Here is a 12,786-nt window from a genome sequence, read left to right as displayed (position 1 = left end):
ATGGTTGTTTTCTATCTTTAGACTAGCAGATGAAAGCGTTTTTGTCAATGATTTCTAGGTGGAGCAGAGTATTCTTCTTCCTTGGGTAGGTAGATATCCTGATTGGCTTTTATAATGAGTATATCCTTAACATCTGCTTTGTCTGTCTTGTAGGGGTTGGCAAGTTCATTGTCTTTTTGTCTAGGGTGTTCTCTGTATGCTTTACGATAAATACCGCCATGCTTAGAAGAAATATCTAGATTGATACGATCGAATTCTGTCTTAGAAAGAAAGAGTGTTAAGTCGTTATGAGAGTCTAGCTCTACCCTACCGCGGATCTTGATATTTTCAGCATAGATGTGTCCGCCCTCCGTCTTGACTTGGCTATCTGTCAATTCGGTATCAAAGATATTGATGATATGAGGTGTCGTTAGTGTGCTGTTCTTGATAGAACTTTCTGTTAGTCTTAAGAGATAGCCTTTTGTTTTGATTGTTGCATTTTCAAGGTTGGCTTGACGGATAGTGGTCTGTCCACGATTGGCTGAGACGGTGATGGCTTGCAGCTTTCTTCCTTTAGGGAGGGAGAGAACGACTTCGTCAAAACGGTGAGAATAACTGCTGGCAATACGAAGTAGGCCTTCGATTCCTGAGCCGAGAAAACGATGTTGGGAGGCTTGTTTGTCAGTGACGCTCAGTGTTTTGTCACTCATGCCAGTAGTCAGATCGTGACGACCAGACACTGAAGGATGATAGGTGATATGGATCTTGTCATCTAGAGACTCTGTGATGGTTAGGCTATGTTCCTCAAGGGTCAAATCAAGTTTTTCCACTTCGCTTCCGAAGGTCACTTCTTCGATACGATTGTCATAGACGGGGTCTTTTGACATGGCAAGCAAACTTTGAATACCATTGGACTGGGCGCCTGCAACTATCATGATAAAACCAAAAATCGTAGAAACCACGCCAAAAATGAGAAATCCTTTTGTCAATTTACGCATGTCTGTCACCTCTCTTTCCTTTTTTAAGAATCCATTGCACCAAGCGGACGACCAGAAGACCAAAGAAACGAGCTACATAGGAGATGCCCAGTAGAACAAGAGAAGAAGCACCGATGGCAAGTAAACCAGCCCCGAAAATCAAGATAAAGGCAGATTTGGCTTCGACTAGGACACTAAAGCTCTCTACGATAAAGAGTCCGCCTAGTAGGATCCCTGTCACAGAGACGGTAAAGAAGGCTAGAATGACAGCGGCCGCTGCGATAAAAAGCCCGATAATGGTTAAGATAATTGCAATTCCAACAGGAATTCCGATAGGGGCTGCTAGTAGGGCAAGTAGGGCAATGTGTAGCAGTTGGCGGTCATTCTTTTGAGCAGGGGCTTCATTGACTTTCTTGTCAAGGAGGTTAGAGAGGACATCATGAGCTGCTTCTTTTGGAGTTCCCAGACTGGCGATGAGCTCCTCTTCACCCTCTGTACCTGCATCGTCAAATAGTTCCTTAAAGTAGTCCATAGCTTCGATGCGGTCAGCTTCAGGCAGTTTATTGAGATAGGTTTCTAACTGAGTCAGATAGTCAGTTCTTGTCATGGCGGATACTCCCTTCTATGATGCCGTTGACGGTGTCGGTATAGAGCGTCCACTCTTCCTTTAGAGTAACGAGCTGCTCTACGCCCCGATTGGTCAAGGAGTAGTATTTGCGCATACGCCCCTGAAACTCTCTAGAGTAGGTGGTTAGAAAGCCACTGGCTTCCAATTTTTTGAGAATAGGATAGAGCGTAGATTCTTTGATATTGGCGATGAGCTTAATGGTTTGGCTAATCTCATAACCATAAGAATCTCCCTGCTCCAGTACAGCCAAGATGAGAAACTCGATCAAGGCAGAGGATGTTGGGAAGTACATGGGAAACCTCCTTTATATTATATAAAAATTTTATATATACTCTTTTCAAATACATTGTATCTCAAGTTGAAAGCCCTGTCAAGAAATATGTGTAAAAATTTTATATATAAAAAACTCCTAGTAAAAACTAGAAGTTTAGAGAATGTTGTCAGACTTTATCTAAATTTTATCGTAGATTTTTTATAATCAATATTTTCATCCAATAGTTTTAGTAAAGGAGTTACATACTCAGGATTCGGAAACTTAGGACCGAAAATGACTTCATCGATTTGAATTGGATTTTCCCGTTCTACATAAAGTTTACCAATTCCAGATTCTTTATCAATTTTGATTTCCTTATTGCTAGGATCTAGGTTGGAATAGCGTAAGATACGCAACTCGTCCTCATATTTGTAATCTACAGATTTAAACAAATAACGAATTTCCTCTATACAGTCAGAAATCGCTTTTTGATAAAAATCATCTCCTTTGTTCAAATCCTTATCTAGTTTTTCCTTTAAAGCTTTCAACAATGTTTCTAAATTTTTGATTTCATAATCGTTAAAGAGCTCTGTTTTTTCTATGCTAAACTTACCACCTGAGTCATTGACATAGGCTATTCGGTAGAGATAATCTACATTTCCTTTTGAAACACTATCTTTTTCTTCAGAATTAGATTCAGTTCTTTCATCATTAACAGTATCGACTGAATTCTCACTCTCACTGTGAAAGATAGATTTTTTTAAACCACTATTTAATTCAGATTTCATTAGATACATCTTATCAGAAAATTCTAAAGAGATTTTTTCTCGACGCCAAGAAACATCATTGAAGGATGTAAATCTAGAAAAGTCATCCTCCCGAAGCACAATACAGACACCTTGGGCATCGTCACCATACTGGGACCACATAGCTAAATCATCCGTTTTAATCGTAAAGCTCATTAAAAACCATGAACTTGGCTCCAAAGCATCTCGTCTATCTAAGCCCAAGATCTTTTCTATGATGATACCTTCTTCGGGATCATTCATATAATTAGCGTTATTCAAACGAGTTTTTCCAGTTATGGAAAAACTTGATTCCTCCCTCTGATCCTGATCCAACAAAATTTGAAGTACGCTTCCTTTAGTGTAATGACCAAACTTTATATTTTCCTTTTTATCTTCGTCTTTCAATCCCAGTTGATACTTAATTTTTTGAACATATTGATAAATCGACAGCAGATTCTTTAGTTCATTCGAGTCTTCTTTATAACGCTCTGCCCAAGTTTGTAAAATAGCATATTTAGTGTTCTTTAGAAGACCTTCTTTTAAGATAAAGTTGAATAACTTGTACTCCTTACGGTCACAAACATTATCATTACTAAAAAATAGATTATCAAAATTTTGTAACATAAAGTTGGAGAATTCTTCATAGAGTTTTTTAATTATTTTTGTGGTTTGAAGACGTTCATCTAACTCCGTTTGATGATTAAATAAGCTTGCTAATAATATACTATATATAAAAGCAATTTCTTCGGATTTTGGAAATTTTTTCTGTAATTTTTCAAATTTCTCGACAGTAGCCCTGATTTCCTTCAAACGAGTCTGCTCGATTGATAAATTAACCAAAAACATATCATACGGCCAAGCTATATTATCTGATTCTTGGAATTTTTTCTGTAATTTCTCTAATTTTTCAGCAGTAGTCTCTAGTTCCTTCAACATAGTCTTCTCTGCTGATAAATTGAACAAAATCCTGGCATACGGCAAAGCTATATCATGCGATTCAGGGAATTTTTGCTGCAATTTCTCTAATTTTTCAGCAGTAGTCTCTAGTTCCTTCAGCTCAGTCTGCTTGATTGATAAATTGAACAAAATACTGGCAAATGCTTCTGCTATATCAGGCGACTCAGGAAATTGTTGTTGCAATGCCTCTAATTTTCCGGCAGTAGCTTCGATTTCCTTCAGCTCAGTCTTCTCTGCTGATAAATTAACCAAAATCCTGGCAAATGCTTCTGCTATATCATGCGATTCAGGGAATTTTTGCTGCAATTTCTCTAATTTTTCAGCAGTAGTCTCTAGTTCCTTCAGCTCAGTCTGCTTGGTTGATAAATTGAACAAAATCCTGGCATACTGCAAAGCTATATCATGCGATTCAGGGAATTTTTGCTGCAAATTCTCTAATTTCTCGACAGTAGCCCTGATTTCCTTCAACTGAGTCTTTTTTGCTGATAAATTAACCAAAATCCTAGCATACTGAAAAGCTATATTATGCGATTCCTGTAATTTTTGCTGCAATTTCTCTAATTTTCCGGCAGTAGCTTCGATTTCCTTCAGTTCAGTCTGCTTGATTGATAAATTGAACAAAACCTTAGCACACAGCAAAGCTATATCATGCGATTTCTGGAGTTTTTGTTGCAAATTCTCTACTTTTTCGGCAGTAGCTTCGATTTCCTTCAGTTCAGTCTGCTTGATTGATAAATTGAACAAAAAACTAGCATACTGCAAAGCTATATTTTCAGATTCCTGGAATTTTTGCTGTAATTTCTCTAATTTTTTGGCAGTGGTCTCTCGTTCCTTCAACACAGTCTGCTTGGTTGATAAATTGAACAAAACCTTAGCACACAGCAAAGCTATATCATGCGATTTAGGGAATTTTTGTTGCAATTTCTCTAATTTTTCGGCAGTAGCTTCGATTTCCTTCAGTTCAGTCTGCTTGATTGATAAATTGAACAAAAAACTAGCATACTGCAAAGCTATATTTTCAGATTCCTGGAATTTTTGTTGCAATTTCTCTAATTTTTTGGCAGTGGTCTCTCGTTCCTTCAACCCAGTTTGCTTGGCTGATAAATTGAACAAAATCCTGGCAAATGCTTCTGCTATATCATACGATTCAGGGAATTTTTGCTGCAAATTCTCTAATTTTTCGGCAGTAGCTTCGATTTCCTTCAGTTCAGTCTGCTCGATTGATAAATTGATTAAAATACTGGCAAATGCTTCTGCTATATCATGCGATTCAGGGAATTTTTGTTGCAAATTCTCTAATTTTTCGGCAGTAGCCTTCCGTTCTTTCAACACAGTTTGCTCGATTGATAAATTGAACAAAAACCTAGCATACGTCAAAGCTATATCAGGCGAATCCTGGAATTGTTGCTGTAATTTCTCTAATTTTTCGGCAGTAGTCTCTAGTTCCTCCAACTCAGTTTGCTTGGTTGATAAATGTGCCAAAATCCTGGCAAATGCTTCTGTTATATCATGCGATTTAGGGAATTTTTGTTGCAAATTCTCTAATTTTTCGGCAGTAGTCTCTAGTTCCTTCAACCCAGTCTGCTTGGTTGATAAAATGACCAAAATCCTGGTAAGTGCTTCTGCTATATCATGCGATTCCTGGAATTTTTGCTGCAAATTCTCTAATTTTTCAGCAGTAGCTTCGATTTCTTTCAGCTCAGTTTGTATGCTTGATAAATTAACCAAAATCCTAGAATACCACAAAGCTATATCATGCGATTTAGGGAATTTTTGTTGCAAAACTTGTAATTTCTCATCAGAAACCTCCCGTTCTTTCAACCCAGTCTGCTTGGTTGATAAATTGAATAAAATCCGAGCCAATGCTTCTGCTATATCATGCGATTTAGGGAATTTTTGTTGCAAATTCTCTAATTTTTCAGCAGTAGCCTCGATTTCCTTCAGCCCAGTCTGCTTGATTGATAAATTGACCAAAATCCTGGCAAATGCTTCTGCTATATCATGCGATTCAGGGAATTTTTGTTGCAAATTCTCTAATTTTTCGACAGTAGTCTCTAGTTCCTTCAACACAGTTTGCTTGGTTGACAAATTGAACAAAATCCTAGCAAATGCTTCTGCTATATCATGTGAATCCTGGAATTGTTGCTGTAATTTCTCTAATTTTTCGACAGTAGTCTCTAGTTCCTTCAACTCAGTTTGCTTGGTTGACAAATTAACCAAAATTCTAGCATAGAGCAACGCAATGTCTTCTGATTTAGGGTATTGCCCATAAATTATTCTTGCCTTTTCTGCTAGAGCTTCACAGGCAGTCTTATCTGTTTCCTCGGCTGATAAGTCAACGAGTTTATCTAACTCTGCTTTACTCTCTTCCAAATTGTATTTCTGTTCATTCATTCTGTGTACCTCGATTGAAATAGTAGCTATCTTATAAACTAATTTATTTTTCGCATGACAATTAGTTTCTATACATCTTATTATATCAAAAATGCCATCTTTCTGCTAACAGATGGATGGTGCTTTTTCTTGCTAGAAACGCCTAAAAAGCCAGACAGAGTCTAGCTTTGCATTGTTTATGGTTGTGATGGATTTTAGAAAATTAGAGAATCTTATCAGCCCGATCCACCATAAAGAGTGAGACGGTCATGATGATATCGATGACTAGAAGGGCAAGGACAGCTGGGATCCAAGATTGGAAAAGTTCAAAACTGTAGCCAAACAAGGTAGGACCAAAGGCCGCTAAGATGTACCCACCTGTTTGCGCTAGTCCTGATAGCTGAGCTGTCTTTTCAGGCGAGCTGGTCTTAAGTGAAAAGCAAACCATGAGGTAAGGGAAGAGGGCACTGCAGGCCGTTCCAATCAAGAGATGGACGACTAACCAGTAGAGGAAATTATTGGCTGGATACAAGAGCATGGCAATTCCCATCATACCAGCGATAGAGATAATTGCCAGCATGATTCGACGGTGACCATTTGATAGACGAGTCGTCAGACTTGGAACAGTCATGGAAAAAGGAATGCTGATCAGTGAGAAAATAGAAGCGAGGAGAGCCGCATCACTATTAGAAATACCAGCACTAACAGCCATAGTTGGCAACCAAGTCATACTTGTATAAAAGAGCAAGGACTGAAGCCCGCCAAAGATAATGATAGCCCAGACATCTTTACTTTTTAGAATATTCTCTTTGACTTGCTTTTCTTTTTTGCTTTCTAGGTGGTGGTTGTGGCGATGATTTGGTAACCAGACTAGCAGAGTGACCAGACAGAGAAAGCTGAGAACGAGGATGAGGCCCTTCCAAGAACTAGCTTGGGTGATAGGGACGGATAGATAAGAAGCGATGGCTGTCGAAATTCCCATGGCAGTGACATAGAGAGTTGTTAGGAAACTAATCTTTTGAGGCTGATTTGCCTGGATCATACTTGGGAGGAGTACATTGAAAATGGCGATGCTCGCTCCGATGATCAGAGTTCCTAGATAGAGAAGGGGAAGATTGAAAATCCGAATGACAGAGCCAACAGTTAAGAGGAGGAGACAGTAAGTAAAGAGATGTTCCAACCCGATTTTTTGTGCCAAGCGGCTTGCAAAAGCAGAGAAAAGAGCAAACATCAAGAGAGGGAGACTGGTTAAAATCCCAAGAGAGCTAACCTCCACTCCTAGTCCCTGAGCAATATCTCCTAAGATAGTTGGAAGTGCTGTAAAAGGAGAGCGTAAAACAGTCCCGATTAAGACAATTCCTAGAACAAAAAAGAGTGATTGTTTTTTCATAAAAACCTCGATAGGATGATTTTAATAACAGCTTATTTTAAGGTTTTTTTCTTACAATGTCAAGGAGAGGACTACTAAGAAAGCTAGAACGATTTAACTGAAAATAGAGTGAAAGGGGACGGATTTCTTTACCAGAATTTTTCTTGATTTGAGATAAAAATAGGAAACTAGGAAATTTTGTGATAAAATAGTGGAAGGAAATCTATAAATTGGAGAAAAACTGTGTCTGAAAAGCAAAAAATCAGCGTCTTGATGTCGGTCTATGTAAAGGAAAATCCGACATTTTTGAGAGATGCTATCAAGAGTATTCAAAACCAGACCTTGAAACCAAGTGAGCTTGTTCTTGTTGAGGACGGGCCGCTCACGCCCGAACTCTATCAGGTGCTAGATGAAGTGGAAGCGCAGTCAGAGATTCCAGTTAAGCGTTGCCCCTTGGAAGAAAATCAAGGTTTAGGTTTGGCTCTTCGATACGGTGTTTTACAGTGTCAGTACGATATCATCGCTCGCATGGATACAGATGATATAGCTGTTCTGGATCGTTTTGAGAAACAGCTTCAACTAATGGAGAAAGAAGATCTCGATCTCTTAGGCGGGCATATCGCAGAGTTCATTGACAATCCTGACGAGATTGTTTCTTACCGTCGTGTTCCTACTCAGCACGCAGACATTGTGGCTTATCAGAGAATGAGAAGCGCTTTTAACCATATGACAGTCATGTTTAAAAAGGACATGGTCCTCAAGGCGGGCAACTACGAAGATGGCCTTTACATGGAGGATGACCTCCTTTGGCTCAATATGATTGCTGCAGGTGCCAAGACTGGGAACCTAGCTCAAATCTTGTGTAAGGTTCGTGTCGGTGCAGGGATGTTTGAGCGTCGAGGTGGCTTGCGTTACCTTAAACTCTATCGTCAAGCTCGCCAACGGATGCTTGAGCGAGGGCAAATTTCTTACATGGAATATGCTAAAAGTGTAGCCATTCAGGCCATTGTTGCACTTTGTCCAGGCTTTGTACGTCAGTTTATTTTTGTAAAATTATTAAGAAAAAATAAATAGTATTGTAAAAGATAAAATAGCCAAAAAATGTTATAATAACAATATATTTAAATTCTTTTAAGAAAGAGTAAATTCCTATGAATAAAAAACTAACAGATTATGTAATTGATCTGGTTGAAATTTTAAATAAACAGCAAAAGCAGGTGTTCTGGGGTGTATTTGATATTATTAGTATGGTGGTTTCCATCATCGTGTCTTACATTCTCTTTTATGGCTTGATTAACCCAGCACCTGTAGACTATGTTATCTATACTGGTTTGGCTTTCCTTTTCTATCAAATCATGATTGGATTTTGGGGGCTCAATGCGAGTATTAGTCGCTATAGTAAAATCACAGATTTCTTAAAAATCTTTTTTGGCGTAACCGTCAGTAGCATTGTCTCTTACGGACTTTGCTACGCCTTTCTTCCTCTATTTTCTATCCGGTTCATCATACTCTTTATCTTATTGAGTACCTTCCTCATCTTACTCCCTCGTATCACTTGGCAGCTGATTTATTCTAAGCGCAAGCAGGGTAGTGGGGAGGGCGAACACCGCCGTACCTTCTTGATTGGTGCTGGTGATGGTGGGGCCCTCTTTATGAACAGCTACCAACACCCAACTAGTGACCTTGAGTTAGTGGGAATTTTAGATAATGATGAGAAGAAAAAGGGACAAAAACTAGGTGGAATTTCCGTTTTGGGTTCTTATGATAATCTGCCTGAATTGGCCAAACGCCACCAAATCGAGCGCGTCATCGTGGCCATCCCTTCGCTTGATCCGTCAGAGTACGAACGTATCCTACAGATGTGTAATAAACTCGGTATCAAATGTTACAAGATGCCCAAAGTTGAAACAGTTGTTCAGGGACTTCACCAACCAGGTAGCGGTTTCCAGAAAATTGATATCACAGACCTTTTGGGGCGTCAGGAAATCCGTCTCGACGAATCCCGTCTGGGTGCAGAGCTTACAGGCAAGACCATCTTGGTGACAGGAGCTGGTGGTTCGATTGGTTCGGAGATTTGTCGTCAGGTTAGCCGCTTCAATCCAGAGCGTGTCATCTTGCTTGGACATGGTGAAAACTCAATCTACCTCGTTTATCATGAATTGATCCGTACATTCCAAGGGATTGATTATGTTCCTGTCATTGCAGATATTCAGGACTATGATCGCCTTCTACAGGTATTTGAACAGTACAAACCGGCTATCGTTTACCATGCTGCTGCTCACAAACACGTTCCGATGATGGAACGCAATCCAAAAGAAGCCTTCAAGAACAATATCCTTGGAACCTATAATGTTGCCAAGGCTGTTGATGCAGCCAAAGTACCTAAGATGGTCATGATTTCGACTGACAAGGCGGTCAATCCACCGAATGTTATGGGTGCAACCAAGCGCGTGGCAGAATTGATTGTTACTGGCTTTAACCAACGTAGCAAATCAACCTACTGTGCAGTCCGTTTTGGGAATGTTCTCGGTAGCCGTGGTAGCGTGATTCCTGTCTTTGAACGTCAGATTGCTGAAGGTGGCCCTGTAACGGTGACAGACTTCCGCATGACACGTTACTTCATGACTATTCCAGAGGCTAGCCGTCTAGTAATCCATGCTGGCGCTTATGCCAAGGACGGAGAAGTCTTTATCCTCGATATGGGCAAACCAGTCAAGATCTATGATTTGGCTAAGAAAATGGTGCTTTTAAGCGGGCACACGGAAAGTGAAATTCCAATCGTTGAGGTCGGTATTCGTCCGGGTGAAAAACTCTATGAGGAACTCTTGGTTTCGACCGAATTGGTTGATAACCAAGTCATGGACAAGATTTTCGTTGGTAAGGTAAATGTCATGCCACTAGAAGCCATCAATCAGAAAATTGAGGAGTTCCGTTCACTCAGTGGAGATGAGCTTAAAGAAGCGATCATTTCCTTTGCAAATGAAACAACTCATATTGAGTAAGAGTGACTCATACAATTAAACATAAATCAAAGACCAAGGTTTTGTATAGACAGAACCTTGGTCTTTTTACTCTGTAGTTTGAAGTTATTAGCTTGTTATAGCTGACTGATGATATCATCGATTGTATGGGCAATCCAGTCGGGTTGATAGCTGAGCAAATCAGCCTCTTCTCCAAATCCCCAAGTGACAGCAAACTTTTTAATGCCAGTTTCTTGGGCTCCAATCATATCAAACTTGGTATCCCCGATGATGAGGACTTGGTCTGCAATGAGTTGATGCGTTTGCAAGGCGTAACGGATAACATCCGCCTTGTGTGGTGTTTCTGGACTAGAACCGTAAATGCCGTCAAAGAAATGATGGATTCCCAGATTTTTAGTCATATCATGAGCAGTAGGAGTATTCTTTGTTGTGGTGATATAGAGAGGATAGTTTTGCGAGAGTTCTTGAAGCAATTCCGTCATTCGGGGGAAGAGTTGCGCTTCGTGGATCCCTTTTTTCTTGTAGTAAGAACGGTAGGTTTGAACAGCTTCCGAGATTTGCTCCTTTGGGAGACAAGTTGCAAAACTAGTTTCAAGCGGTGGACCCATGAAACCACGAATTGTTTTAGCATCAGGAGTCGGAACTCCCAGTTGTTCAAAGGTATGAGTAAAGGAATTGTGGATCCCGATGGAACTGTCAACGAGGGTTCCGTCTAGATCGAAAAAGATGGCTGAGATTGATGACATAGTTTCTCCTATTAGATAAGGTTATTCTCCGAAGATTTCTTTTTGTAGGCGACGGCCAGTAGGGGTGGCAGCGAGTCCACCTTCAGCCGTTTCTCGGAAGGCAGTTGGGAGGCTGGATCCGACTTGGTACATGGCATCGATGACTTCGTCAACAGGGATCTTAGACTCGATACCTGCCAAGGCCATATCAGCCGCGATAAAGGCAAAGCTGGCTCCCATGGCATTGCGCTTGACACAGGGAACCTCGACCAAACCAGCGACGGGGTCACAGATGAGACCTAGCATATTTTTAATGACAAAAGCGATGGCTTGGCTAGCTTGATAGGGCGTTCCACCTGCAGCCAAGGTCAAGGCTGCGGCACTCATGGCAGAGGCAGAGCCAACTTCGGCCTGGCAGCCACCTTCAGCACCTGAAATAGAAGCGTTGTTTGCGATAACCAATCCAAAGGCACCCGCAGCAAAGAGGAAATCCAGCTGTTCTTCGTGGCTAAGGTCAAGTTTTTGAATAGCTGCAGTAAGAACGGCAGGCAGACAGCCAGCACTTCCTGCGGTTGGAGTGGCGCAGACCAAGCCCATTTTAGCGTTGTGTTCGTTGACCGCGATGGCATTTCGGGCAGCTGATAGGATGGTAAAGTCAGACAAGGCCTTGCCACTTTTGAGATGGCGATCTAGCTTGGCTGCATCGCCACCCGTTAGCCCACTGCGGGATTTGTTTTCACTGAGGCCGAGCTCGACAGAGGCTTTCATGACCTCTAGATTGCGCTCCATGAGGAGGAGCACTTCTGCACGTTCCCGGCCGGTCAGTTCATGTTCTGTTGCAATCATGAGTTCTGCGACATTTCCTTGGAAGTCTAGATCCGCCTGCTCAACCAATTCTTTGATAGAATAAAACATGCTTCCTCCTACTTAAAGAAATTGACATTGTGGAGATGAGGGATTTTTCGAATTTCTTCAATCGCCTCTTCGCAACTTCGACTATCGACTTCGATAATCATGATGGCTTTTTCTCCAGCTTTTTCTCGAGTCACATTCATCTGTGCGATGTTGATATCGAAACGAGAGAGGGCTTCAGTAACATGGGCAATCATCCCCGGAACATCCTGATGCACGATGATGATGGTCGGGGTATTCATATTGAGAGAAACGGCAAAACCATTGAGTTCCGTGACCTGGATATTTCCCCCACCGATAGAAATACCTGTCACACTGATGGACTTGTGTTCATTCTTCACAGTAATTTTAGTGGTATTAGGATGAGGAGCATTGCTGTCTTTCTGAATGGTCCAGACAATCTTGATACCACGCTTATGAGCAATCTCAAGGCTATTTGGGATGTCAGGATCATCCGTATCCATGCCTAAAATACCTGCAACGAGAGCTAGGTCAGTCCCATGGCCACGGTAGGTCTTGGCAAATGAATTAAATAGTTGGAATTCCACCTCTGTCGGTCTATCACCAAAGATAGAAGACACGATTTTTCCGATACGAACCGCACCAGCTGTATGGCTACTTGATGGGCCAATCATGACAGGGCCGATAATATCAAAGACAGATTGAAAACGAAGTGATTGCATCTGTTTCCCCTTACAAAGATTCTTGTTTCTATTATATCAAAGAATGAAGTTCTGTGCTTATTTCCCTTATAAAACTGAAAAAATGGATAAAAATAGTATAAAATCTTGTCTTTTATGACAAAAATATCAATGTTTCAGCAAATATAAAATATTTTTGTAAT

Annotated in this window: 10 protein-coding genes; 2 read left to right on the top strand and 8 right to left on the bottom strand. The window is 40.7% G+C overall.

Features of this window, described 5'->3' with window-relative positions:
* Positions 1-44: 44 nt before the first annotated feature.
* The 5 genes from FQT28_RS09390 to FQT28_RS09365 form a co-directional block, all read right to left on the bottom strand.
* A complete protein-coding gene (locus FQT28_RS09390; RefSeq protein WP_143990011.1) occupies positions 45-977 on the bottom strand; it encodes a DUF4097 family beta strand repeat-containing protein in 933 nt (310 codons plus the stop codon).
* Positions 970-1,563, bottom strand: coding sequence for a DUF1700 domain-containing protein (locus FQT28_RS09385; RefSeq protein WP_143990010.1), 594 nt, complete (start codon positions 1,561-1,563; stop codon positions 970-972). The genes FQT28_RS09390 and FQT28_RS09385 overlap by 8 nt, the downstream gene beginning before the upstream one ends.
* The gene (locus tag FQT28_RS09380) at positions 1,550-1,876 is read right to left on the bottom strand and encodes a PadR family transcriptional regulator (RefSeq protein ID WP_000273860.1); all 327 of its coding nucleotides are present in this window, start codon (positions 1,874-1,876) and stop codon (positions 1,550-1,552) included. Before FQT28_RS09380 ends, FQT28_RS09385 begins: the two co-directional genes overlap by 14 nt.
* Positions 1,877-2,031: 155 nt before the next feature.
* Complete coding sequence (locus tag FQT28_RS10180) at positions 2,032-5,310, bottom strand: DUF2971 domain-containing protein (RefSeq protein ID WP_260663465.1); 3,279 nt, start codon at positions 5,308-5,310, stop codon at positions 2,032-2,034.
* Positions 5,311-6,178: 868 nt separating this feature from the next.
* Entirely contained in the window at positions 6,179-7,345 is a 1,167-nt protein-coding gene (locus tag FQT28_RS09365) for a CynX/NimT family MFS transporter (RefSeq protein WP_038805889.1), read from the bottom strand.
* Positions 7,346-7,567: 222 nt separating this feature from the next.
* Here FQT28_RS09365 and FQT28_RS09360 point away from each other — a divergent pair, with 222 nt between their 5' ends.
* Both FQT28_RS09360 and FQT28_RS09355 read left to right on the top strand, forming a co-directional pair.
* The gene (locus tag FQT28_RS09360) at positions 7,568-8,398 is read left to right on the top strand and encodes a glycosyltransferase (RefSeq protein ID WP_001291465.1); all 831 of its coding nucleotides are present in this window, start codon (positions 7,568-7,570) and stop codon (positions 8,396-8,398) included.
* Between the two features lie 77 nt (positions 8,399-8,475).
* The gene (locus tag FQT28_RS09355) at positions 8,476-10,326 is read left to right on the top strand and encodes a nucleoside-diphosphate sugar epimerase/dehydratase (RefSeq protein WP_001035730.1); all 1,851 of its coding nucleotides are present in this window, start codon (positions 8,476-8,478) and stop codon (positions 10,324-10,326) included.
* A 95-nt stretch (positions 10,327-10,421) separates the two neighbouring features.
* Here the strand turns inward: FQT28_RS09355 and FQT28_RS09350 are convergent, their stop codons facing one another.
* The 3 genes from FQT28_RS09350 to sdaAB are packed head-to-tail and all read right to left on the bottom strand — an operon-like array spanning position 10,422 to position 12,625.
* Positions 10,422-11,051: an HAD-IA family hydrolase gene (locus tag FQT28_RS09350; RefSeq protein ID WP_000095110.1), complete on the bottom strand. Its 630-nt coding sequence runs from the start codon at positions 11,049-11,051 to the stop codon at positions 10,422-10,424.
* 21 nt (positions 11,052-11,072) lie between these two features.
* The gene (sdaAA, locus tag FQT28_RS09345; protein ID WP_084975952.1) at positions 11,073-11,945 is read right to left on the bottom strand and encodes an L-serine ammonia-lyase, iron-sulfur-dependent, subunit alpha; all 873 of its coding nucleotides are present in this window, start codon (positions 11,943-11,945) and stop codon (positions 11,073-11,075) included.
* 8 nt (positions 11,946-11,953) lie between these two features.
* The gene (gene sdaAB / locus FQT28_RS09340) at positions 11,954-12,625 is read right to left on the bottom strand and encodes an L-serine ammonia-lyase, iron-sulfur-dependent subunit beta (RefSeq protein WP_084975953.1); all 672 of its coding nucleotides are present in this window, start codon (positions 12,623-12,625) and stop codon (positions 11,954-11,956) included.
* Positions 12,626-12,786 lie beyond the last annotated feature (161 nt).

Origin of the sequence: Streptococcus oralis (assembly GCF_901543815.1) — a bacterium.
GTDB lineage: Bacteria > Bacillota > Bacilli > Lactobacillales > Streptococcaceae > Streptococcus > Streptococcus oralis_CM.
Note: the sequence above shows the minus strand (reverse complement) of the source record. Positions and strands in the feature narration are given on the sequence as shown.

What these genes read in the sequence shown, in the direction of transcription:
- FQT28_RS09390 (WP_143990011.1), bottom strand. Translation starts at nt 977, where the DNA reads ATGCGTAAATTGACAAAAGGATTTCTCATTTTTGGCGTGGTTTCTACG.
- sdaAB (WP_084975953.1), bottom strand. Translation starts at nt 12,625, where the DNA reads ATGCAATCACTTCGTTTTCAATCTGTCTTTGATATTATCGGCCCTGTC.
- FQT28_RS09380 (WP_000273860.1), bottom strand. Translation starts at nt 1,876, where the DNA reads ATGTACTTCCCAACATCCTCTGCCTTGATCGAGTTTCTCATCTTGGCT.
- FQT28_RS09365 (WP_038805889.1), bottom strand. Translation starts at nt 7,345, where the DNA reads ATGAAAAAACAATCACTCTTTTTTGTTCTAGGAATTGTCTTAATCGGG.
- sdaAA (WP_084975952.1), bottom strand. Translation starts at nt 11,945, where the DNA reads ATGTTTTATTCTATCAAAGAATTGGTTGAGCAGGCGGATCTAGACTTC.
- FQT28_RS09355 (WP_001035730.1), top strand. Translation starts at nt 8,476, where the DNA reads ATGAATAAAAAACTAACAGATTATGTAATTGATCTGGTTGAAATTTTA.
- FQT28_RS09350 (WP_000095110.1), bottom strand. Translation starts at nt 11,051, where the DNA reads ATGTCATCAATCTCAGCCATCTTTTTCGATCTAGACGGAACCCTCGTT.
- FQT28_RS09385 (WP_143990010.1), bottom strand. Translation starts at nt 1,563, where the DNA reads ATGACAAGAACTGACTATCTGACTCAGTTAGAAACCTATCTCAATAAA.